Below are 23,444 nucleotides of genomic sequence, written 5' to 3' on the forward strand. Positions count from 1 at the left end.
ATATTAAATCCGGCTTAGTACCAATATGCTATTTTGTATCGATGCAGAAAGGAACGCAGCAGGCAATACGAGAACCCAATACCTTCCTTGCGGAAGATGAATTTGGAAACGCCCCGAGCGCGGACACCCTGCGCGCCCGGAATGTACTTGATTTCACCACCGGTCAAGATCGCCTTGAAGGTAATTTCCGGGCTGATACTGAATCGATTCTGACTCAGGCCCATGCCCAACATCTCGCGACGTCGGAACATCTTGAAGGCATACGTGGAATCAGGAATGTACTGACCAAGCGCGACACGTACTCCAATCCGGAAAAAGAATTGGAAAAACTTGTACTTGAAGGGAATGGTGGAATCATCCCCCTTTGCCAGGTAACGGGAACATTGGGCCAGCACGGCTCCCTTCTCCATTTCGGCGTACAGCTGCGGGATCAGATTGATCGGATCAACAGCGTCGGCCGAAACAAAGATCCCATAGCGCCCCATACCGTGGGCTGCACCGTAGCGAACCACAGCGCCGTAGCCTCGCCGATGCAATTCACGGCTAACCACCCGAACGGGGATAGCGTCTTTATTTTTCTCGGCCCACCTATGCGCACGCTCCAACGTGCTGTCATCGCTCTGATCGTCAACCACGATGATTTCACTTTTGAAATTCTGTCCCGATACCGCCTCCTTCACGTTGTCCAGAATGTCTACGATGTTCTCCTCCTCATTAAGACAAGGAATAACTATCGTCAGATCTAGCGTGTCGGTATTGGGAATCAAGATTTTTCTCTCAGCGGATTATCGGCTCGCCTTCGCCTCGCTTATCAAATTGCGGACGAAAAAAACGGCAAAACGCCGGGCGCCATTGTACCCAATTGAGTCAATTTGTTGATTTTATTTTCAATTGTTGCGCCGACCCCACAATGGCCGGGTCGACGTATCAACGCGCACGCGTGAGAGGGCTCGCCAGCGAACTCTGTCTATAACCTGCCCCCTCAAGAACAGGAATCACCGCGGAAGGTGAATTTCCACTTTGACTGCCATCGACGCAGGGCGCCAAGCGTGCGTTAGTCTGAAAATTCCGCACTTCGACTGGCACATTGCAGAAACCTTGCCAGCAACGCGGATCGATGCTTCAGCCCAGCGGGCCACTGACGGCTTTATCCCAGCTCCACTGCCGGTTTGTCATGTGCGCTTTCAAAACCGCGGGGGTCTGCTCAACGGTATCGATTTCACCCATGTACTCTCGGCCACCTGCCACAGTCGGTTTCATCGCGCGGCGCAACAACTTGACGAATCGCTCTCTGCGGTAGCGCCGCTTCTCCGCCGAGACACGCTTGAGAAAATTCCTTTCCGCCAGTCCGACCATCTTCGCTGCACCAGGTACTGCCTGCAAAATCTCACCGGCATATTCCTTATGCAGCGTCTCGCACACTGCAATCAATCTGGCGAAATTAAATCTCGACACATCGGCGGGTGAGATTTTCGCTATAGTTTCCAGAGCAGCATGCGCCCACACCGTTTCAACGGAGAAGAAACGAGGCACTCCTTCTGTCCAACCCGTAGTCTCGAAGGCCTTGGTTTGCCCCTCATGACCCAGCTTCCCCTTATGCTGATTCATTGCGCTTCGACCCGTGTTACTACCCCCAGATGCCCCGGGAATCGTCAGCGGATAGTCAATTTCAACGAACTGCTCCGCACATAGGGCAAGCGCGATGGCGCCAGAGACATCTGGACTCGACCCATGGAAATAAGCGCCAGAGATTTGTTTTGCCTTTTCCAAAATACTGCGGCGCACTACGCCGTGGTAAATCTTCGGCAATCCTTCGGTTCCCTGCGCAGCATTCAACAATGCCTCGGTCACACTGTCAGACGACCGACGCAAATTCACCGATCCAATTCGGCTCGGTAAATACAGCCTGCCAGCATGCCCAGCTCCGAAAAATCTGGATCGGAAGTCTGGCCATACATAGTTAGACATGACCTTCGGCGCGATCACGTCGACTCCCTTTTCTCTGGCCCATTCGGCCGCGAGAATCAAGTCTTCGGTAATCGTGTCGTCATCACCGATAAGACAGACGAATTCGCCTTTCGCCGCTCCAATGGCGAAATTATGATTCCCCGTCATATCGAGGCGTTCCACGGGCCGTAAATATTTGAAGCGTGCGTCTGTGATCGGCGCATCTTGGCCTTCACTTACTAGTTTCTCCAACACCCCATCCGTGCTGGTATCACTAACTACCAGCTCCATGTTGGGATTTTCTATGGCCAAAATAGATCGAATTGCGTAGATCGCATATTTGGCACGATTGTGCGTTGGAATTGCAACTGAAAGCAAAATATCCATTTTTTAAGATTTATCGCGATTATTAATCAGTCAGCCTTAGCCGGCGGCAATGCCTGCCTTGAGGCCAAAATCAGCATTAATGCAAGCAAGACTTCGAAAGCCGCCGAGCCAACCAGCGGCTCGAAAAGGCCAAATACTTGCAACACCACAAACACTACGCGCAAATATCGGAACCAGGGAGCCGCCAACTCCGCGCGACGCAGGTGCGCGTATATTTCTCTGATATATAAACAGTACAAAAAGGTGCCAACCAATCCATAATTCAATAACATTTGAATCACTGAATTGTGCGTCCCCCAAACATCCTCAATCCCAGGACTAAGTTCTATGAAGGTCCTGAGCGTATTTGGCCCGATGCCAAACCAAGGATTATGAATCCAGATATCGAAGCCAAATGACCACAGCAAGAGACGATTTGTCACCGACAGCACTTCGCCTGCATATGCTCCCTCATAATCCAGGATATAGCTATGGAAGCCCGCAGATACGAGCAGAGTCGCCAATAGGAAACCCAACAACGGTCCCAGCCACACCAACCAAAGCAGTTGCCGCTTTTCCAAACGAAGCGCCACCAGAAAAAGCATGAAGATCAGGATTCCGCCGCGTGACATCGTGCAGAATATCGCCACCGCGAATAGCCATAGCAGCACTCGATTTCTTGTTAGCGCGAGTGCAAAAAGGAATATCAGAAATGCCGCCAGATAATTGGATCGTCCCAACGGCGTTTCTATAAGCAGCTTTTGCGCGTAGTAATTTCCTGGAGTCAAAATAGCGACAAAGAACAGTGCAATGACCATAACAGCCAGCACTACGCCACCCGCTAGCATCATACGCACAGCGCCTTCCACTGTAATGAATCGCTGGAACTGGGCGTACAGCAACAGTGTGCCTATGGCGTACATAAGAGGCAGAACACCAGCCACTGCCCGCAGATATGCACTTTCCGGCGTTAGCAACACTCCGATTGCGCCAAAAATCACCGTGCCGAACAATAGCAGCGCCGCTGTCGGCACTACGATGCGTGGTAGAGCCAGGCATGTGAGCAAGAGAGGCAAAACGATGAACATTCCCATCGGAACGGTCGCCGTGCTCAGCCCAACGGGTATTTGAACATCCCCTATGAACACTAAGAAGAACGGCAGGAGAAGCAGGATCACCCCTAGCCTCACATCGTAATGAGAAGATGCCACGCTCTCTCGCCTCACGGTCGCACCCATGGTCTATAACGCACGCCCGCGACATGCCCAATCAAGAGCGTCGATGCAACAACAGCTATCAGCCACATTACTCGGACTGCCGTACTCGGGATCAGTGTGCCAGCAAAGCTCAATAACACAAGCACCACAACCAAGAGCAAATTCCTGCTCGCTCCAGCGAACAGCGACTTGCTCATGACGACCTTCGCTCCCCAGAACATGAGGATTGCATCAATGGCCACGCGTAGAAACCAGGCAGTAGCGGCTCCAGTCAAGCCATAATGACGAGACAGGAACAGAAGAGCAATCAAAAAGAGGGGCGCCTCAAGGAGGTGGATGATTGCCGTCAAATGCGATCGTCCTGCACCCTGAATTACGGTGAAAGGTATTTGGGCCAGGCATGTGATGAACATGCCTGCCGAGAATATCTGCAGCAGTACATAGCATTGCGATGCGAATGATTCTCCGATCCAAAGCGACAGTAGTTCTTTTGAAAACAATGCAATGGCCGCGGTGATGGGCAGCATCGCCAAGAAGATCCAGACCACCGCTTTTCTTATCAGCGACATTGCCGCCCCATCCCGACGCATGATCTGCTCCGCGAGCGCTGGGAACAAGACAGCTGTCAATGCATTCGGCAATATTGACAACTTGGTAATCAGCTCCTGCGGCGTCACGTAGTAAGCAACCGCTGCCGACGAGAGAACAGCCCCCACGATAAAGCGGTCTGCGTAGCTCATCAACGGACTGACAACATTGCTGACCGTCATCCAGCCACCAGAGCTGCAAAGCGGCCGAATTAGCGTCTTGTCGAAGTGAAACCGGCCCACGTCATCGGGCAGCACGCGCTTGGCGTACCATGCATGCAGAGCACATGCCACAATACGACCGCCGGCGAGCACCAGAGTGATCACATCCAAGCGGGATGTACCATACATGATCACCGCCACGGGTCCAAGAAAGGTCAGCAACCCCATTGGCAAGCGGATGATGTTCACGATCGCAAAGGCGTGACGTGCTTCCAATATTCCGCGAAAACCAGAGGTCAAGACGACTGCTGGCATGGCGACAGCCATGATCCATATCGCATTGGTCGCCTCTTGCTTGTCAGGTATGGATTGGATGAAGTCCAAGCCCCATGGTCCCAGCGCCGCCATGAGCACGCCGGCCACGACGCCGAAAATCATGATCACAACCATGGCAGTCACGACAAGCGCCCCCACACGGCCCCGCTCCTTGCCCGTAAGCATGACCGCCAACTGCTGCGTCAAGGCCCGTCCGAGTCCCAGATCGAACAAGCTCAGGTAGCTGACCACCGCCCAAATCAATGTGAGAAGCCCGAAACGAGCGTCACCCAGTTCCTTGATGAGCACAGGGATGCTGAATACCGCGACTAGTAGCGGAAGCCCCAAGCCGACCAAATTATAAAAAGAATGTCTGATTAATTTCACAGGGCGGCCAAGAAGATTTCCGTAATGCTCAATACTCCGAATTGGCGTGTACTACCGTCGCCTGCCACGCAGCCGATATCGACATGTGGAAAAATTCGACTGCGACTCAGTGTCCCTCACCTGCCCACCTTGATTTCTCGGAAACCGGAAACCGAGCAGATTTTCCGAAAAAATCACGGGATTCTGGAAAAACGAGTTTTTCCACGAATAACTAGATAGAAAAATCCACACCCAATTCCTCCGACGAGCCCCCAAAGCAAGAAGCCGTCAACTTTCGGAAGAACGGGCTTCTCATAAAGCTCTGATTGAGTAACAACTGCTGGATACAAATGAGCCGAAAAAAACTGGCGATCCAGATCGCGCTGAGCCTGCCGCAACTTTTCAATCGAACTCCAGGAATTCTCAATCTTCGCTGTCAGATCGGACGCAAATCGCAATTGCGATTCTTGAGCTTGCTGCTGAACCCTGCCGTACTCCATCCGCAGACGTCGATATTCGGATTCCGCTGCAGCAAGCTCGCTTTCGTTCGCTTCTCGCGCGGCCTTTAGTTCTTTTCGTTGCCCCTTCAAAACGTTATCGTGCGAAATAAGCACTTCTTTTGTAATCGCGCCAACGAACTTGTGTAAGTCGTCGAGGGAGTATCCAAGGTAATCGACCCTCACCAATTGAGTGCCGGGAATCGCTTTGGAGGTCAGAGACTCGCGGAACAGCTTGACTTCTGCAGGTTCATCTTCGTCTGCGGGTACCGTAGGGTAACCCATCGACGCTATCAGCCCATTTACAAATTCCTTGCTGCGTAGCCAGTGGGCTGTGTACGCCATTTGATCCGACAGCGTCCGGTCTGGTACCACGACGGTCATTGCCTTGCCAACGCGGACGATCAGCGTCGCCTGCCATTTTGAAGGTGCATAAAAATAGGCTGCAACGCCACTGGTCACACCCAACAACGCCGCTACAAACAAGGTTTTCCAATTGCGGAACAAATTCCCCAGAGATTTCTTTGCTGAAGAATCTCCGTGAGTCTTGGCTCTCAAGCCTTGGGCGCCATCGTTTGCTACGGTGTCCCGGGCACAATTCTCATCTTGCATAGATATCCTTTGCTCGGGAACACTGCCGCGTCCTGCAGTACCCCCCCAAATCACCCTGGCCTTCTTTCATCATGTTCGGATGGTCATCAAAGAATCATAGACCGAGCAGACGAAGCCCTAATTTGCCAGCGCGCAAAGCGCACAACCGCTTATTGTATGTTCGCAGCGTTTAAAAATCACTACAACCGTCAAATTGGTGAGGTCGGTTCACAGGATTGGCGCTATGAGTACAAAAGCCCTGCGTGCTCGCGTTGAAGAGATTCGCACAAACGAATCACGCGGCGGGCGCCAAGTTTAATTATTTCAATTATTGCAAGCGCCACGCGCAGATCGGCTGATCTCTTGGCCTGTTATCTTTGGTTCAATCAGAAAAAATGAAAAAAGCCTTGCCGCGGCAAGGCTTTTTCGTTTGCTATCCGTTCGAGTCACCAAAAATAATGCATCAAAACGGAATATCGTCGTCCATATCCGCCAAATTAGCGCCGCTGCTGGCCGGAGCCGCTGCGGGTGCCGGACGCTGCTGCGGGGCCGGGCGTTGGGCCGGGGCGCGCTGCTGTGCCGGGCGCGAAGGCGCGTCGTCGTAGCCGCCACCGCCGCCAAAGCTTGCGCCACCACCGCCGCCGTCTTCGCGGCCGCCCAGCATCTGCATCTGGTCGGCAACGACTTCGGTGCTGTAGCGGTCAGCGCCGGTGTCCTTGTCTTGCCACTTGCGCGTCTTCAGGCGGCCTTCGATGTAGACCGAACGGCCCTTCTTCAGGTATTCGCCGGCGATTTCAGCCAGGCGGTTGTACATGACGACGCGGTGCCATTCCGTTTCTTCGCGGCGTTCGCCCGAAGCCTTGTCTTTCCAGGTGGAGGTGGTGGCAATGGACATATTGCAGATTGCCGCCCCTTCGGGGCTGTAGCGGACTTCCGGGTCGCGTCCCAGATTGCCCACGAGTATGACTTTGTTAACCGATGCCATGCCGTTGTCCCTCTGTTGTTGACAGCCTGCGTGTGCGTTGCCGCGGACGCGCCGGCAACAACATAAAAGCGATGTTGAAGACCGGCTTCATGAAACACGCCGGTCACCGCAACGATGACCGGCGACGCCGGGTTGAACCCTGAGTGAAGCCCTGATTTGATGCGTATTATCGACGAAAAGAGCCCGCCGCGCCAAACCAGGATGTGACAAAGCCGTCCACCCCGGCTAGCCGGTTTTCGCGGCTGTTGGGCGCTTTTCGGGGAACGATCCCCGACTTTCCCGAGGGGAATTCGCTAGCAGGCCGGCTGGGGCAGCGGCCGCAACGCCCAGGTCACGGCCAGCCAGATCGCCGACAGGATGGCGGCAGCGATGAAAACGGCGCTGGACCCCGAATGCGAGGCCAGCCAGCCGCCCAGCGCGCCGCCCGCGAACAGGCCGGCGGCCTGGGCGGTGTTGTAGAAGCCCAGCGCCAGGCCCTTGTAGGCCTGCGGCGCCACCCGCGACACCAGCGACGGCTGCAAGGCTTCCAGCACGTTGAACGCCACGAAGAAGCCCGTCAGGGCGGCGGCCAGGGTGTAGAAGCCATGGCTGGCCGCGGGCAGCAAGGCGCACACCAACGCCAGTCCTGCAACGGCGGCGCGCAGGGCGCCGCGATGGGCGCGGCGTTTTTCCGCGATGAACACCACCGGCACCATCAGCACGAAGGAAACCAGGATGACCGGCAGATAGACCTTCCAAAGCTCGCGCGCGTCCAGGCCGCCTACCTTGGCCAACAGGGCCGGCACCACCACGAACAGCGCCACCTGGATCAGGTGCAGCACGAACACGCCAAAATTCAGCCGCAGCAGGTCGCTGTGGGTCAGGACTTCGCGCGGCCTGGCCGCCTGCATGGTGCGGGCCTGGGTCAACGGCACCACGGGCACCACCCAACCCGCCACGGCAAGGCAGATCACTCCCAGGCAGGCGATGGTCCAGAACAGGCCGGACAGGCCCCACCAGCCCACCAGCACCGGCGACAGCACCAGCGACACGGCGAAGGACAGGCCGATCGAGCCGCCCACCATGGCCATGGCGCGAGTGCGGACCTCGTCGCGAGTGGAATCCGCCAGCCAGGCGGTCACGGCTGCCGAAATGGCGCCCGCGCCCTGGATGGCGCGGCCGATGGTGATCCAGTACACGTCGGACGCCTGGGCACAGACAATGCTGCCCGCCACGAACAGCAGCAGGCCGAACAACACCACCGGGCGGCGGCCCCAGCGGTCGGACGCCAGGCCGAAAGGAATCTGCATGAAGGCCTGGGTCAGGCCGTACATGCCCAGCGCCAGGCCGACGCGGGCGGGATCGTCGCCGCCCGGCATGCCGGCGGCGGCCACGGCGAAGACGGGCAGCAACAGGAACAGCCCCAGCATCCGCGCGGCGAACAGGCCGGCCAGCGCCACGCTGGCGCGGCGCTCGGACGGGGTCAATTTCAGTTTTTTATCTGCCTGCATGCGAAAAATTCAACGATGACTAGGGCTCGCCCGCGCGCGTGCATGTCACACGCTCACGGTCTGATCTGGCGGTGCAATGCCGCCCCCGGGACTATCCAGGCTGAAGAACTGCCCCGAACGCAGGGGGATTCGGCGCGCTATAGTACCAAGTTGGCCTTTGAAACCGCTTAAAAGAGCCCGATCGACGTGACAATACGCATTCGGGGTGCGCGCACCCACAATCTCAAGAACGTCTCGCTCGACCTGCCACGCCACAAGCTGGTGGTCGTCACCGGCTTGTCCGGTTCGGGCAAATCCTCGCTGGCATTCGACACGCTGTACGCGGAGGGCCAACGCCGCTACGTGGAAAGCCTGTCCGCCTACGCCCGGCAGTTCCTGCAACTGATGGACAAGCCGGACGTGGACCTGATCGAGGGCCTGTCGCCGGCCATTTCCATCGAACAGAAGGCGGCGGGACACAACCCCCGCTCCACCGTCGGCACCATCACCGAGATCCACGACTACCTGCGCCTTCTGTACGCGCGGGTCGGCACGCCCTACTGCCCGGACCACGGCCTGCCGCTACAAGCGCAGAGCGTCAGCCAGATGGTGGACGCGGTGCTGTCCTGGACGCCCGAGACCCGCCTGGCCGTGCTGGCCCCGATCGCCCGCGGCAAGAAAGGCAGCTTCGAGGACGAGTGCGCCAGCCTGCAGGCGCAGGGCTACGTGCGCCTGCGCGTGGACGGCCAGATGACCGAAATCGACGGCATGGCGCCGCTGAAGAAGACCGAGAAGCACGACATCGACGTCGTCATCGACCGGCTGCGCATCAAGCCCGAGAGCAAGCAGCGCCTGGCGGAAAGCTTCGAAACCGCCTTGCAGCTGGCCGAAGGCCGCGCCCTGGCGCTGGACATGGACAGCGAGCGCGAACAGGTCTTCTCCAGTCGCTACGCCTGCCCGGTGTGCAGCCACAGCCTGCCCGAGCTGGAGCCGCGCCTGTTCAGCTTCAACAACCCCATGGGCGCCTGCCCCAGTTGCGACGGCATCGGCCAGGTCGGCTTCTTCGACCCCAAGCGCGTGGTCGCCTTCCCCGAGCTGAGCCTGGCAGCCGGCGCCATCCGCGGCTGGGACCGCCGCAACGCCTTCACCCATTCGCTGCTGACCAGCCTGGCGGCGCACTATGAATTCGACATCGAGGCGCCCTTCGAGGAACTGCCCGAAGCGCTGCGCGACAAGGTGCTGTACGGTTCCGGCGAGGAAGAGATCTCGTTCCTCTACCTGAATGAAAAGGGTCGTAGCACGGTCAAGCGGCATACCTTCGAAGGCGTGATCCCGAACCTTGAGCGTCGCTGGCGCGAGACCGATTCGGCCACCGTGCGCGAAGAACTCGGCAAGTACCGCAACATCAAGACCTGCCCGGACTGCGGCGGCTCGCGGTTGCGGCCCGAGGCCCGCAACGTGCTGATCGGCCAGGATCCGCGCGGCGGCGAACGCCATGGCCAGGCCATCTATGAAGTCGAGGCCATGCCGCTGTCGACGTGCCTCGCCTGGTTCCGCGACCTGAGCCTGACGGGCGCCAAGCAAGAGATCGCGCAACGCATCGTGCGCGAGATCGAGGCGCGCCTGAGCTTCCTGAACAACGTGGGCCTGAACTATCTGTCGCTGGACCGCAGCGCCGACACCATCTCGGGCGGCGAGGCGCAGCGCATCCGCCTGGCCAGCCAGATCGGGTCCGGCCTGACCGGCGTGATGTACGTGCTGGACGAGCCCTCCATCGGCCTGCACCAGCGCGACAACGACCGGCTGATCGGCACCCTGCAGCACCTGCGCGACCTGGGCAACAGCGTGATCGTCGTCGAGCACGATGAAGACATGATCCGCATGGCCGACTGGGTGGTGGACATGGGGCCAGGCGCGGGCGAGCACGGCGGCCAGGTGGTGGCCCAGGGAGACCCGGAAACCGTGCAGCGCGACCCGAATTCCCTGACCGGCCAGTACCTCAGCGGCGCGCGCGCCATCGCCATCCCGCAGCGACGGCCCGTCAATGAAGAATTGTCCTGGCTGACCCTGTCGGGCGCCAGCGGCAATAACCTCAAGACCGTGGACCTGCGTATCCCGGCGGGCCGCCTGGTGTGCGTGACCGGCGTGTCCGGTTCGGGCAAATCCACGCTGGTCAACGACACCCTGGCGGTCGCCGTCTCGCGCCAGTTGCACCACGCGCAGAGCGAACCCGCGCCCTACGTGTCGATGCAGGGTCTGGAGAACTTCGACAAGATCATCAGCGTGGACCAGAGCCCCATCGGCCGCACGCCGCGCAGCAACCCGGCGACCTACACGGGCCTGTTCACGCCGATCCGCGAACTCTTCGCGGGCGTGCCGGAGGCGCGCACCCGCGGCTACGACCCTGGGCGCTTCAGCTTCAACGTCAAGGGCGGACGCTGCGAGGCCTGCCAGGGCGATGGCGTGGTCAAGGTGGAAATGCACTTCCTGCCCGACATGTACGTGCCCTGCGACGTCTGCCACGGCAAACGCTACAACCGCGAAACGCTGGAAATCCGCTACCGCGGCCGCAACATCAGCGAAGTGCTGGACCTGACCGTGGAGCAGGCGCTGGAGTACTTCGAGTCCGTGCCGGCCATCGCCCGCAAGCTGCACACGCTGATCGACGTGGGCCTGTCCTATATTCGGCTGGGCCAGAGCGCGACCACCCTGTCGGGCGGCGAAGCGCAACGCGTGAAGCTGTCGCAGGAGCTGTCGCGGCGCAGCACCGGCCGCACGCTCTATATCCTGGACGAGCCCACCACGGGCTTGCATTTCCGCGACATCGAACTGCTGCTGCAGGTGCTGAACCAACTGGTCGACAGCGGCAATACCGTGCTGATCATCGAGCACAACCTGGACGTCATCAAGACTGCGGACTGGGTGATCGACATGGGCCCCGAAGGCGGCGATGGCGGCGGCCGCGTGGTCGCGCAGGGCACGCCGGAAGACGTGGCCGACACGCCCGCCAGCCACACCGGACAATACCTGGGCAAGCTGCTGCGCCGCAGCCCGGGCGCATGAACCCTCACATCAACGGCTAGAAAGGATCGCGGCATGTACACCTTGATCATCGGCAACAAGAATTACTCGTCCTGGTCCCTGCGCCCCTGGATCGCCTTGCGCGCCACGGGCATTGCATTCACGGAACAGAAGCTCGGCTTCTTCACCGAGGAATTCTCGCGCCGCGTGAGCGCGGTGTCGCCCGCGGGCCTGGTGCCGGTGCTGCTGGACGGCGACTTCGCGGTCTGGGATTCGCTGGCGATCTGCGAATACCTGGCCGAGCGCCATCCCGAGGCCCGCCTGTGGCCGCAGGACCCCAAGGCGCGCGCCCGCGCCCGCTCGCTGGCCGCCCAGATGCACAGCGGCTTTGGCGCAATGCGCCAGGCGCTGCCCATGAACGTCGAGGCGCGGCTGCCCGGCATCGACCTGCCCGAGGCCGCGCGACAGGACATCTCGCGCCTGCAAGCCATCTGGCACGACACCCGCGCGGAATTCGGCCAGGGCGGCGCTTTCCTGTTTGGCGAGTTCTCGATCGCCGACGCCTTCTTCGCGCCGGTGGTCTCGCGTTTCAATACCTATGGCATCGCGGCCGCGGGTCCGGTGCGCGACTACATGGACGCAGTGCTGGCGCTGCCCGCCATGCAGGAGTGGACGCGCGATGCACTGGCGGAAGCCACCTTCGTGCCCGAGGACGAGCCTTACCGCAAGCACCGCTAACGCGGGTTCAATCGCGCAGGCGCTGGGCCACGAATTCACGCACCAGCGCCATCGCGGGCGCCTCGGTGCGGCCCGTCGGGGTCACCATCGCGAACAGCGCGTGGCTGCGCAGCGGCGGGTCGGTGGGCAGTTCCGTCAGTTCGCCCGCAGCGATGCCGACCCGCGCCGCGCCGACGATGCCCAGGAACACCGCGTCCGACACGCGCACCGCTTCCAGCACGCTGCCGATTTCATCGCAGCGCAGGCGCATCGACGTCTGCGGGTCCGCCTCGATACCGAAATGCTCGACCACGATGCGTACCGTGTCGGCGGCCAGGAACGTCGACGCCAGCGGATAGGCCGCGACCTCCGCGAAGCGCGCCGGCCGCCCCGCCTGGGCCAGCGGGTGGCCGCGGCGGCAGATGAACCCGGCGCGCATTTCCGATATGGGCTCGATGCGCAGATCGCCCGCCGGCACGATGCCCCGGGTATCGACCACCAGCGCATCCAGGCGCCGCTGGCGCAACAGCGCCAGATGGGCCTCCGGCGAACCGCGCATCACATCCAGCCGCACTTGCGGATAGTGTTGCGCCACGTGCGCCAGCAGCGGCGTCATGAGCATGACGCCTGGCCCCGATCCCAGGCCTATGCTGATGCTGCCCCGGTCGCCCTGGGTCAGCAGTTCGGCGCTGCGGCGCAATTCGCCCGATTCGAACAGGATGCGCCGTGCGCGGCCGGCGACGGTCAGGCCCAGCGGCGTCAGCTCAGTCCGCTTGCCCATGCGGTCCAGCAGCCGCGCCCCCAGGTCCTCTTCCAGCAGCCGGATGCTGCGGCTGAGCGCCGACTGGGTCAGATGCAGATGCTCGGCCGCGCGGCTGAAGGAGCCTGCCTCGGCCACCGCCAGCAGATGTTCGAGCTGCTTGAGATTCATGCCCGAGTCCCCGTTCAAGTATGAGTTTTTTTTCTAGCTTCCAGAATAACAATTCGTTAGACAACTAGCGAGGCCAGTCCCTAGCATGCGGAACACGCCTATATCCATTCCAAGGGGAATTTCGTGAGCATGCTTTCCAATGGCCTGCGCCAGGCCGGCTGTGCGCTGGCGCTGGGCGCGGCACTGCTGGGCCAGGGCGCCCAGGCCGCAGACTATCCCGACCGGCCGGTCATGATGATGGTGCCCTACCCGGCCGGCGGCGCATCCGATTCCATCGCCCGGGTGGTGGCCTCGCCCGTGTCCAAGCAGCTGGGCCAGCCGGTGCTGGTGGAGAACCTGGGCGGCGTCAGCGGCGCGCTCGGCGCGCAGAAGGTGCTGGGCGCCAAGGCTGACGGCTACTACCTGTTCCAGGGCTCGCCCAACGAACTGATCCTGTCCCCCATCGCCAACCCCGCGGTCAAGCTCAAGAGCGAGGATTTCCGCCTGGTGCAGATGATAGGCATGGCGCCCCTGGTGATCGTGGCGCGCGCAGACCTGCCCGCCAACAACGCCGACGAACTGGTCACGCTGGCGCGCTCGCGTTCGGCCACTCAGCCGCTGACCTTCGGCAGCGTGGGCGTGGGCTCGCTGTATCACGTGCTGGGCGAGCACATGGCGCGTACCATCGGCGCCAACATGATGCATGTGCCCTACAAGGGCGGCGCGCCGCTGATGCAGGACATCGGCGGCGGCCAGGTAGACCTGGCCATCCTGCCGCTGTCGCAGCAGCAGGTGGCGCTGGCCGAACAGGGCCGCATCAAGCTGCTGGCCAGCCTGGACCCGCAGCGCAGCCAGTTGCCAGCGCTCAAGTCGGTGCCGTCGGTGAATGAAGGCCAGCTGCTCAAGGGCTTCAACTTCACCACCTGGACCGGCTACTTCGTCAAGCGCGACACGCCGCAAGACGTGGTGTCGCGCCTGAACGCCGCGCTCAATGCCGCCATGCAGGATCCGGCGGTGAAGGACAGCCTGGCCCACCAGAACATCGAAGTTTCCGCCCCCATGAGCGCGGAACAGGCCGATGCCATGTACCGCGCCGAGACCGAACGCTTCCGCGAAATTTCCAGCCACGTGAAACTGGCCGGCAACCCGTGACCCGATTCCAGGATCTACCCGACATGCATCCCATCCTGCAGACCATGACTGCCCAGGCCGACGAGTTCGTCTCGATCCGCCGCGACATCCACCGCCACCCCGAGTTGGGCTTCCAGGAATTCCGCACCAGCGACCTGGTGGCGCAATGCCTGACGCAATGGGGCTATGAAGTGGAGCGCGGCCTGGGCGGCACCGGCCTGGTCGGGCAGCTACGCCGCGGCACGGGCGGCAAACGCCTGGGCCTGCGCGCCGACATGGACGCCCTGCCGATCCAGGAAGCCACGGGCCTGGATCACGCCAGTTGCAACGAAGGCGTGATGCATGCCTGCGGCCACGACGGCCACACCGCCATGCTGCTGGCGGCGGCGCATCACCTGGCCAGGCACGGCGACTTCGACGGCACGCTCAACCTGATCTTCCAGCCCGCCGAGGAAGGCCTGGGCGGCGCCAAGCGCATGATGGAGGATGGGCTGTTCCGCAAATATCCCTGCGACGCCATCTACGCCATGCACAACATGCCCGGCCATCCGCAAGGCCGCCTGCTGCTGCGCGACGGCGCGGCCATGGCTTCGTCCGACAACGTCACCATCGTGCTGGAAGGCGTGGGCGGACATGGCGCGATGCCGCATTGCGCCGCCGATCCGGTGGTGGCCGGCGCGGCCATCGTCATGGGCCTGCAAAGCATCGTCGCCCGCAACATCGATCCCCTGCACATGGCGGTGATCACGGTCGGCGCGTTCAACGCCGGCAAAGCAAACAACGTGATTCCCCAGACCGCTACGCTGAAACTCAGCGTGCGCGCGCTGGACCGCGGCGTGCGCGACGCCTTGCAGGCGCGCATCACGGAACTGGTCCACAGCCAGGCGGCCAGCTACCAGGTGCGGGCGACCATCGACTACGGCCGCGGCTATCCCGTGCTGGTGAATACCCAGGAAGAAACCGATTTCGCGCGCCAGGTGGCGGTGGAACTGGTGGGCGCCGATAGGGTGGAGCTGCAGACCCGGGCACTGACCGGCAGCGAGGACTTCGCCTTCATGCTGGAGGAAGTGCCGGGCTCCTACCTGTTGGTGGGCAATGGCGATGGGTCAGCGGACGGCTTCAACAGCGGGCACGGCGCCTGCATGGTGCACAACCCGGGCTACGACTTCAACGACCACAGCCTGCCCGTGGGCGCGGCCTATTGGGTCCTGCTGACGCAGCGCTATCTGGCGGGCTGAAGCGGCGGCAAGGCGTCTGAGACCTGCGCCCGCGCCGCCGCGGGCAGGCCTCAGGCCATCTCGAACAGACGCTTGTGTTCGCGGATCGCGTAGCGGTCCGTCATGCCGGCGATGTAGTCGGCGATGGCGCGGGCCTGCTCATTGAACGCCGGCCGGCGGTAGTCGGGCGGCAGCAGGCGCGGATCGTCCAGGAAGGCGGCGAACAGCTCGCGCACAATGCGCCGCGCCTTGGTCGTCATGCGCAAGACGCGGTAGTGGCGGTACAGATTGTCGAACAGGAATTTCTTGAGCGCGTCGGCCTCGCTGCGGATCTCCGGCGAGAACGTCGCCAGGGGCGGCGCGCGGCGCACGTCGTCGGCAGTGGCGGGCGCGAACTCGCGGATGCGCGCCAGCGAAGTCCGCGTCAGGTCGACGATCAGCGTATTGATCATGCGGCGTATGGTTTCGGCCACGGCGCGTCGCGGGGCCAGCCCAGGATAGCTTTCCAGCACATGGGCGTGGTGGCGTTCGAAGATCGAGACTTCCTTCAACTGTTCCAGCGTGATCAGGCCCGAACGCAGGCCGTCGTCGATGTCGTGGTTGTTGTAGGCGACTTCATCCGCCAGATTGGCCAGCTGCGCTTCCAGCGAGGGCTGGGTGCGGTCCAGGAAGCGCTGGCCCACGTCACCCAGTTGGCGCGCATGCGCGGCCGAGCAGTGCTTGAGGATGCCTTCCCGCGTTTCGAAGCACAGGTTCAGGCCGTTGAAGTCCGCATAGCGTTCTTCCAGTTCGTCCACCACCCGCAGGCTTTGCAGGTTGTGTTCGAAGCCGCCCGCCTCGGGCGCCAGTTCCCGCATGCAGGCATTGAGCTCGTCCTGCCCGGCGTGGCCGAACGGCGTGTGGCCCAGGTCATGCGCCAGCGAGATGGCTTCGGTCAGGTCTTCGGACAGGCCCAGGCTGCGCGCCAGCGTGCGCGCGATCTGGGCCACTTCCAGGCTATGGGTCAGGCGGGTGCGGAACAGGTCGCCTTCATGGTTCACGAAGACCTGGGTCTTGTATTCCAGGCGCCGGAACGCGCCGGAATGGACGATGCGATCGCGATCGCGCTGAAACTCCGTCCGATTTTCCGGCGGCGGCTCGGCATAGGTCCGCCCGCGGGATTGAGACGGGTGGGATGCATAGGAAGCCAGTTCTTTCATCTGCAACACCGTCTCCAGCATGTCTATTGGGTGGTACGGGCCAGGACGGCGCGCACCGCGTCGTCGGGAGCCGGGCGCATCATGGCTTCGCCGATGCGGGTCATGAGCACGTAGCGGATCGAGCCGCCTTCCGTTTTCTTGTCCACCTGCATCAGGTCCAGCCAACGGTCGGCGCCCAGGTCCGGAGCCACGGCAGGACAGCCGATGGCGGTCACCAGCGCGCGCACGCGCTCCACGTCGGCGCGCTCAAAGCCGGCGACGTCGGCCGACAGCTCGGCAGCCTGCACCATGCCGCAACCCACCGCTTCGCCATGCAGCCAGGCGCCGTAGCCCAGGCCGGATTCGATGGCGTGGCCGAAGGTGTGCCCCAGGTTCAGGATGGCGCGCAGGCCGGATTCGCGCTCGTCCTTGCCCACCACCTGCGCCTTCAGCTCGCAGGAGCGGCGGATGGCATGGCTGACGGCTTCCGAATCCAGCGCGCGCAGCTTCTGCGCGTTTTCCTCGCACCAGGACCAGAAGGCCGGGTCCAGGATCAGGCCGTACTTGATCACTTCCGCCAGACCCGCGGACACCTCGCGCGCCGGCAGCGTGTTCAGCACGTCGGTATCGATCTCGACGGCGACCGGCTGGTAGAACGCGCCGATCATGTTCTTGCCCAGCGGATGGTTGACGGCGGTCTTGCCGCCCACCGACGAATCGACCTGCGACAGCAAAGTCGTGGGCACCTGCAAGAAGCGCACGCCGCGCATGTAGACCGCGGCCGCGAAGCCGGTCATGTCGCCGATGACGCCGCCGCCCAGCGCCACCAGCACGCAGCGGCGGTCCAGGCGGTTGCCCAGCAGGGCGTCGAAGATCAGGTTCAGCGACTGCCAGTCCTTGTAGGCCTCGCCGTCCGGCAATTCGATGCGCAGCACCCGCTTGCCGGTCCTGGCCAGCGCCGCCTCGGCGCGTTCGCCGTACAGGGCGGCGACGGTCGGGTTGGTCACCACGGCGATCGCGGTGGCGTCGGCCGGAATGCTCTGGTCCAGGGCGTCCAGGCGGCCCGGGCCGATGTTGATCGGGTAGCTTCCGCCCGGGGTGTCCACGTGTACTACGTTCATATGCGCTTCTCGAAGGCTTGCAATTGCGGCAGCAGCGCCTTGACCAGGGTGTGGATGGGCATGGCGCCCGTTTCCACCACCAGGTCGGCCACTTCCTTATAGAGGGGTTCCCGCAGGGTCATGAGGTCGCGCAGCGTGCCGCGCGGATCGGCGGTGGCCAGCAGGGGACGGTTGCGGTCGCGGCAGGTGCGGCGGAACAATTCGTCCACGCTGGCCCTCAAATAGACCACGATGCCGCGCTCGTGCAGGCGCTGGCGGTTTTCCGGCGCCAGGATGGCGCCGCCCCCGGTGGCGAGAATTATGTTGCGCCGTTGGGTACACTCTTCCAAGGCGGCTGATTCCCGGCGACGAAAACCGGCTTCGCCCTCGATTTCGAAGATTACCGGCACCCGCACGCCGCAACGCGCCTCGAGCTCATGATCCAAGTCCATAAACTCGCGCCCCAGCGCACGCGCCAGGCCACGCCCTATGGTCGTCTTGCCCGCGCCCATCATCCCGACCAGGAAGACCGGCAGGTCATGCGGCAACGTAGCGGCCCTGCCTGTGCACTCAGCGGCGCAAGGCAGGTTTTCAGGCGTCTCGCCAGAGGACGCCGGGTCCGGGTCGGCCTCCGGACATGAGATAGCGGAAAAGTTCATGACGGCATTATCACATCAGCCGCCAGTTGCCCGCCTACCACACTGAACGATTTTGTTACAGAAACCGGTGCCCCGTGCCAAGACGGACCCGGAGATACCCGTAAAATCGCCGCGATGAGCAAGCCCCAGAATTCCTCCAAGAAAGACAAGCCCGCCAAGAGCGGTTCCCCGATACTGCGATTCTTCGTCAAAACCGGCATCTTCTTTGCCGGCCTGTTCCTGTGCGGCGTACTGCTGGCCGGAATGGCGTTGGCGCTGGCCTGGCCCAACCTGCCGGACCTGAACGCCATGACGGACTACCGTCCTCGGGTGCCGCTGCGCGTCTATACGGCGGACCGCGTCCTGATCGGCGAATTCGGCGAAGAGCGCCGCAACGTGCTGCGCTTCAACGAAATCCCGGACGTCATGAAGTCCGCCGTGCTGGCGGCCGAAGACGACCGCTTCTATCAGCACGGCGGGATCGACTGGATGGGCGTGGCGCGGGCCGGCCTGACCAACCTGATCAGCATGTCGAAGTCGCAGGGCGCCAGTACCATCACCATGCAGGTGGCGCGCAACTTCTACCTGTCGTCGGAGAAGACCTATTCGCGCAAGTTCTATGAACTGCTGCTGACCTTCAAGATCGAATCGGAGCTCACCAAGGACCAGATCCTCGAGCTCTACATGAACCAGATCTACCTGGGCCATCGCGCCTACGGTTTCGCGGCCGCCTCGCGCACCTATTTCGGCAAGCCCCTGTCCGAAGTCACGCCCGCGGAAGCCGCCATGCTCGCCGGCATCCCCAAGGCGCCGTCGCGCTTCAACCCGATCGCCAACCGCCCGCGCGCCGAACTGCGCCAGCGCTACGTGCTGGGCCGCATGCATTCGCTGGGCTACCTGACCGAACCGGAATATCAACAGGCGATGGCCCAGCCCATCGTCATGAAGTCCGCGGAAGGCACGCCGGCCGGCGGCTATTCCATCCATGGCGAGTACGTGGCGGAACTGGCGCGCCAGCTGCTGTTCAACGTGTACCAGGACAACGTCTATTCGCGCGGCATCAATATCTACACCACGGTGCAGTCCAAGGACCAGGAAGCGGCCTACCGCTCCGTGCGCGAAGGCGTGCTCGAATACACGCGCCGCGCGCCCTACCCCGGCCCCGAAGAGCAGCTGGACCTGCCCCCGGGCACCGAGAACAACCCGCAGGCGCTTGATGAGTTCCTGGACGGCGTGTTCGACAAGTTCAGCGACAGCGGCGACCTGCTGACGGCGCTGGTGCTGTCGGCCAGCCCCACCGAAGTGAAGCTGGCGCGCAGCTCGCGCGAGATCATCACCGTCACCGACAAAAAGGTGCTGGGCGTGGTGGCGCGCGCGCTGAACGACAAGGCCAAGCCCGAGCAGCGCATCAAGCGCGGTTCCGTGGTCTACATCCGCAAGTTCGGCGACAACTGGGAAATCATCAACCTGCCCTCGGTACAGGCGGCCTTCGTGGCGCTGTCGCCGCAGGACGGCGCAATCCGCGCCATGGTCGGCGGCTTCGACTTCTACCGCGGCAATTTCAACCGCGTGACGCAGGCCTGGCGCCAGCCGGGCTCGAACATCAAGCCCTTCATCTACGCCGCTTCGCTGGAGCGCGGCCTGACCCCGGGCACGCAGATCTCGGACCAGCCCTTCGAGCTGACGGCCGCCCAGACCGGTTCCAAGGCCTGGAACCCGAAGAACTACGGCAACCAGTACGAACCCATGCTGACCCTGCGCCAGGGTTTGTACAAATCCAAGAACATGGTGTCGATCCGTATCCTGCAGGCCATCGGCCCGCAGTACGCGCAGGACTACCTGACCCGCTTCGGCTTCGACAAGGCCCGCCAGCCCGCCGTGCTGCCACTGGCGCTGGGCGCGGGCTCGGTGACGCCCCTGCAGCTGGCCGGCGCCTTCTCGGTGTTCGCCAACGGCGGCTACCGCGTCACGCCCTACCTGATCGACCGCGTCACCGACAGCAACGGCAAGGTCATCATGCAGTCCAAGCCGGTCGTGGCCGGCGACGCCGCGGCCCGCGCTATCGATCCGCGCACTGCCTGGATCATGGACGACATCCTGCGCGGCGTGGCCACCTACGGCACCGCAGCGCGCGCCCGCGTACTGCTCAAGCGCAACGACATTGCCGGCAAGACCGGCACCACCAACGAATCCGTGGATGCCTGGTTCTCCGGCTACACCCCCTCGCTGGTCGCCACCGCGTGGCTGGGCTTTGATCAGCCCAAGTCGCTGGGCTCGCGCGAAACCGGCGGCGGCGTCGCCATGCCGATCTGGGTCGATTACATGCAGACGGTCCTCAAGGGCGTGCCCGAAGAGAAGCCGCGCCCCCGTCCCGACGGCCTCATCGTGGAAAACGGCGAGTTCTATTTCTCCGAATTCCCGCCCGGACAGGCGGTCGCGCGCCTGGGCCTGCCCGAGGCCGACACGCTAGGTGAATTCCTCAACGGCCTGAACGGCAGCACCAGCGAGGAAACCCGGATCAAGGTGGCGCCGGGCGTGGGCACGCAAAGCAATACGCCCTGGTCCCAGAAGATCCCGTTCTGACGCGCAAATAGCAAGGCCGGCCCGATGGGCCGGCCTTTTTTTCGCCTGAGCCTGGCTTTTTTACAGGCGTATCGTCACGGGCACGCCAGCGGCTGCGGAACAGATCTGCGACAAGGCATCCGGCAACTGCGGGCCGCCTCGGGTATCGTTCCAGTGCTGGCCATCGTAGCGGTAATGGAAGCCGCCGCTGCGCGCGGCGACCCATAGCTCCTGCATGGCAGCCTGGCTGTTCACCACCACGTGGGTGTTGTCTTCGAAGACCATCGTCAGCACATTGCCGCTGCGGCTGGTTTCGACATCGACATCGAGCGAAGCCGCCCAGTCATCGGCCTGGCTTTCGATGCTGTTCAGCACCTGGTCGATCAACGCAAGAAATTCGGTTTCGGTCATAATCGAGCCTGCAAGATTTAGGAGTTCCCAGTGTTCCACTTGGCATTTCGCCGCATGGTCCTTCGCATTGTAGCCACGCTGCTGGCGACCGGCATGGTCGCGGCCTGCGGGTACAAGGGCCCCTTGTACATGCCGACGCCGGACGGCAAGCCGCCCTCGCGTACGCAACAGCAACCGCCGCCGACGGTCATCCCGCCGGCCCCGTCGCTGCCATGACTTCCCGATTCCCCGCGCAGCCTGAACTGGCCGGTCATCCGTACTTCCAGTTCCGCAACAATGTGCTGTACGCCGAGGACGTGCCGCTGGATCACCTGGCCGAAAAGCTGGGCACGCCGCTGTATGTGTACTCGCGCGCCGCGCTCAAGGCCGCCTGGGAATCCTACCGCAACGCCGTCGGCCAGCACCCCGTGCTGGTCTGCTACGGCATGAAGGCCAATTCCAACCTGGCCGTCCTGAAGGAATTCGCGCGTCTGGGCGCGGGCTTCGACATCGTTTCCGGCGGCGAGCTCAAGCGCGCCCTGGCGGCGGGCGCGGACCCGTCCAGGATCGTGTTTTCGGGCGTGGGCAAGCAGGCCTGGGAGATGCGCGCTGCGCTCGCGGCCCAGGTCAAATGCTTCAACGTCGAATCCGAAGCCGAATTGCGCCGGCTGTCGGAAGTCGCGCATGGCATGGGCCTGCGCGCGCCCGTCTCGCTGCGGGTCAACCCGGACGTGGACGCGCAGACGCATCCGTACATTTCCACCGGCCTGAAGGAAAACAAGTTCGGCATCGCCATCGAGTCGGCGCTGGACGTCTACCGCAGCGCGCAATCGCTACCGGGCCTGGACATCGTGGGCGTGGACTGCCACATCGGATCGCAGCTCACCGACATCAGCCCCTATTTCGACGCGCTGGAAAAGCTGCTGGACCTGATCGAAAAGCTGGATCAGGCCGGCATCCGGATCGCCCATCTGGACCTGGGCGGCGGCCTGGGCATCCGCTATACGGATGAGATCCCGCCCTCACCCCAGGCCTTGCTGGACCGCGTCTTCGAACGCCTGAACGCGCGCGGCTTCGGCCATCTTCAGCTGGTGCTGGAGCCCGGCCGCTCGCTGGTGGGCAATGCCGGCGTGCTGCTCACCCGGGTCCAGTATCTGAAGCATTCAGAAGCGCGCAACTTCGCCATCGTCGACGCCGCCATGAACGATCTGCTGCGCCCCGCGCTGTACGAGGCCTTCCATGGCGTGCGCCCCGTGCATCCGCGTGCGGGCGACGCAACCCTCTACGACATCGTCGGTCCGGTCTGCGAAAGCGCCGACTGGCTGGCCAGGCAGCGCAAACTGACCATCGAGCAAGGCGACCTGCTGGCGGTGGAGTCCGCGGGCGCCTACAGCATGGCCATGGCCAGCAACTACAACGCGCGGCCCCGCGCGGCTGAAGCCATGGTCGACGGCGACAAGTACTACGTGGTGCGCCAGCGCGAAACGCTGGACGACCTGCTGCGGGGCGAATCCACCCTGCCCTGACGGGCTTCCGCCATCTGCGGCGCGATCCGCGCGCCGCATGCGGGCGCGAACCCACGTCTTTCACTTGAACTCATGCGTGATGGAAGCCGGCCGGCCCGGAGCCACCGTCAAAGTCATGCGGTGATCCCCCGCCGACGCGTTGCGCACCGTCACCTGGTAGCGGCCGGGCGGCAGGGCCAGTTCGCGCAGCGGCGGGCTCACGCCGCGCGAGCGGCCGTTGACCAGCACCTCTCCCCAGGGACGCACGGCCACCTGCACCGTGACGGGCGCGGCCTGGGGCAGCGGGGTCGCAGGCGCGGCCGGCTCTGAAGCCGGGGGGGCTGCCGCGGCTTCAGGCTCAGGGGCGCTTTCCGGTTTTAAGCTGGTGGCCGGCGCCACGGATCCGGCAGCGGCAGTCTGCGGCGCCAAGGCGGTTCCGGTTGTGGCAGTCTGCGGCGCCGAGGCGGGTCCGGTCGCGGCGGAAGAATCCGGCAGGGTCTGTGGCGTCGGCGCAGGCGCTGTTGCGACGGTTGCGGGCTGCGGCGGCTGCGCCGACCGCAACCACGCATACCC

19 protein-coding genes and 1 pseudogene are annotated in these 23,444 nt (G+C 62.8%); 7 read left to right on the top strand and 13 right to left on the bottom strand.

Features of this window, described 5'->3' with window-relative positions:
- Positions 1 to 14 precede the first annotated feature (14 nt).
- The 7 genes from AC6LKD_RS24545 to AC6LKD_RS24575 all read right to left on the bottom strand — a co-directional run bounded on the left by AC6LKD_RS24545 (position 15) and on the right by AC6LKD_RS24575 (position 8,523).
- Positions 15 to 767: a glycosyltransferase family 2 protein gene (locus AC6LKD_RS24545; protein ID WP_498117725.1), complete on the bottom strand. Its 753-nt coding sequence runs from the start codon at positions 765 to 767 to the stop codon at positions 15 to 17.
- Between the two features lie 355 nt (positions 768 to 1,122).
- Positions 1,123 to 2,334 (bottom strand): glycosyltransferase family 2 protein, encoded by a 1,212-nt coding sequence (locus tag AC6LKD_RS24550; RefSeq protein ID WP_498117726.1) that lies wholly within the window; start codon positions 2,332 to 2,334, stop codon positions 1,123 to 1,125.
- Positions 2,335 to 2,360: 26 nt separating this feature from the next.
- Entirely contained in the window at positions 2,361 to 3,524 is a 1,164-nt protein-coding gene (locus AC6LKD_RS24555; protein WP_498117727.1) for an O-antigen ligase family protein, read from the bottom strand.
- An 11-nt stretch (positions 3,525 to 3,535) separates the two neighbouring features.
- Entirely contained in the window at positions 3,536 to 4,981 is a 1,446-nt protein-coding gene (locus AC6LKD_RS24560) for a flippase (protein ID WP_498117728.1), read from the bottom strand.
- 173 nt (positions 4,982 to 5,154) lie between these two features.
- Positions 5,155 to 6,069: a hypothetical protein gene (locus AC6LKD_RS24565; protein ID WP_498117729.1), complete on the bottom strand. Its 915-nt coding sequence runs from the start codon at positions 6,067 to 6,069 to the stop codon at positions 5,155 to 5,157.
- A gap of 442 nt (positions 6,070 to 6,511) precedes the next feature.
- Entirely contained in the window at positions 6,512 to 7,033 is a 522-nt protein-coding gene (gene ssb / locus AC6LKD_RS24570; RefSeq protein WP_013396947.1) for a single-stranded DNA-binding protein, read from the bottom strand.
- 293 nt (positions 7,034 to 7,326) lie between these two features.
- The gene (locus tag AC6LKD_RS24575) at positions 7,327 to 8,523 is read right to left on the bottom strand and encodes an MFS transporter (protein ID WP_013396948.1); all 1,197 of its coding nucleotides are present in this window, start codon (positions 8,521 to 8,523) and stop codon (positions 7,327 to 7,329) included.
- Positions 8,524 to 8,709: 186 nt separating this feature from the next.
- Between AC6LKD_RS24575 and uvrA the strand changes: the two genes are divergently transcribed.
- Positions 8,710 to 11,565, top strand: coding sequence for an excinuclease ABC subunit UvrA (gene uvrA / locus AC6LKD_RS24580; RefSeq protein ID WP_498117730.1), 2,856 nt, complete (start codon positions 8,710 to 8,712; stop codon positions 11,563 to 11,565).
- 33 nt (positions 11,566 to 11,598) lie between these two features.
- On the top strand, positions 11,599 to 12,261 hold the full coding sequence (locus AC6LKD_RS24585; RefSeq protein WP_498117731.1) for a glutathione S-transferase N-terminal domain-containing protein: 663 nt from the start codon (positions 11,599 to 11,601) through the stop codon (positions 12,259 to 12,261).
- A gap of 7 nt (positions 12,262 to 12,268) precedes the next feature.
- On the opposite strand, the gene AC6LKD_RS24590 is transcribed toward AC6LKD_RS24585, so the two are convergent.
- Positions 12,269 to 13,171: a LysR family transcriptional regulator gene (locus AC6LKD_RS24590; protein ID WP_498117732.1), complete on the bottom strand. Its 903-nt coding sequence runs from the start codon at positions 13,169 to 13,171 to the stop codon at positions 12,269 to 12,271.
- A gap of 129 nt (positions 13,172 to 13,300) precedes the next feature.
- On the opposite strand from AC6LKD_RS24590, the gene AC6LKD_RS24595 reads away from it, so the two are divergent.
- Positions 13,301 to 14,302 (top strand): tripartite tricarboxylate transporter substrate binding protein, encoded by a 1,002-nt coding sequence (locus tag AC6LKD_RS24595; RefSeq protein ID WP_498117737.1) that lies wholly within the window; start codon positions 13,301 to 13,303, stop codon positions 14,300 to 14,302.
- A gap of 23 nt (positions 14,303 to 14,325) precedes the next feature.
- Entirely contained in the window at positions 14,326 to 15,519 is a 1,194-nt protein-coding gene (locus AC6LKD_RS24600; protein WP_498117733.1) for a M20 aminoacylase family protein, read from the top strand.
- 50 nt (positions 15,520 to 15,569) lie between these two features.
- Here AC6LKD_RS24600 and AC6LKD_RS24605 read toward each other — a convergent pair whose 3' ends face one another.
- From AC6LKD_RS24605 to AC6LKD_RS24615, 3 genes are read right to left on the bottom strand one after another with little or no spacing between them, the layout of a single operon-like run.
- Positions 15,570 to 16,697, bottom strand: coding sequence for a deoxyguanosinetriphosphate triphosphohydrolase (locus AC6LKD_RS24605; protein ID WP_041656895.1), 1,128 nt, complete (start codon positions 16,695 to 16,697; stop codon positions 15,570 to 15,572).
- Between the two features lie 23 nt (positions 16,698 to 16,720).
- Positions 16,721 to 17,797, bottom strand: a complete 1,077-nt coding sequence (gene aroB, locus AC6LKD_RS24610) for a 3-dehydroquinate synthase (RefSeq protein ID WP_498117734.1) — start codon at positions 17,795 to 17,797, stop codon at positions 16,721 to 16,723.
- Positions 17,794 to 18,435, bottom strand: a complete 642-nt coding sequence (locus AC6LKD_RS24615; protein WP_498117735.1) for a shikimate kinase — start codon at positions 18,433 to 18,435, stop codon at positions 17,794 to 17,796. The genes aroB and AC6LKD_RS24615 overlap by 4 nt, the downstream gene beginning before the upstream one ends.
- A gap of 114 nt (positions 18,436 to 18,549) precedes the next feature.
- Here AC6LKD_RS24615 and AC6LKD_RS24620 point away from each other — a divergent pair, with 114 nt between their 5' ends.
- On the top strand, positions 18,550 to 20,997 hold the full coding sequence (locus AC6LKD_RS24620; RefSeq protein ID WP_013396957.1) for a penicillin-binding protein 1A: 2,448 nt from the start codon (positions 18,550 to 18,552) through the stop codon (positions 20,995 to 20,997).
- A gap of 60 nt (positions 20,998 to 21,057) precedes the next feature.
- Here the strand turns inward: AC6LKD_RS24620 and cyaY are convergent, their stop codons facing one another.
- A complete protein-coding gene (gene cyaY / locus AC6LKD_RS24625) occupies positions 21,058 to 21,387 on the bottom strand; it encodes an iron donor protein CyaY (protein WP_013396958.1) in 330 nt (109 codons plus the stop codon).
- 54 nt (positions 21,388 to 21,441) lie between these two features.
- Between cyaY and lptM the strand changes: the two genes are divergently transcribed.
- Positions 21,442 to 21,603: an LPS translocon maturation chaperone LptM gene (gene lptM, locus AC6LKD_RS24630; RefSeq protein ID WP_492273858.1), complete on the top strand. Its 162-nt coding sequence runs from the start codon at positions 21,442 to 21,444 to the stop codon at positions 21,601 to 21,603.
- On the top strand, positions 21,600 to 22,892 hold the full coding sequence (gene lysA / locus AC6LKD_RS24635; protein ID WP_498117736.1) for a diaminopimelate decarboxylase: 1,293 nt from the start codon (positions 21,600 to 21,602) through the stop codon (positions 22,890 to 22,892). Before lptM ends, lysA begins: the two co-directional genes overlap by 4 nt.
- A 60-nt stretch (positions 22,893 to 22,952) precedes the next feature.
- Here the strand turns inward: lysA and AC6LKD_RS24640 are convergent.
- Positions 22,953 to 23,444, bottom strand: a pseudogene (locus AC6LKD_RS24640) (hypothetical protein); the annotation flags it as partial.

It is taken from the genome of Achromobacter sp. D7-1 (genome assembly GCF_059760445.1).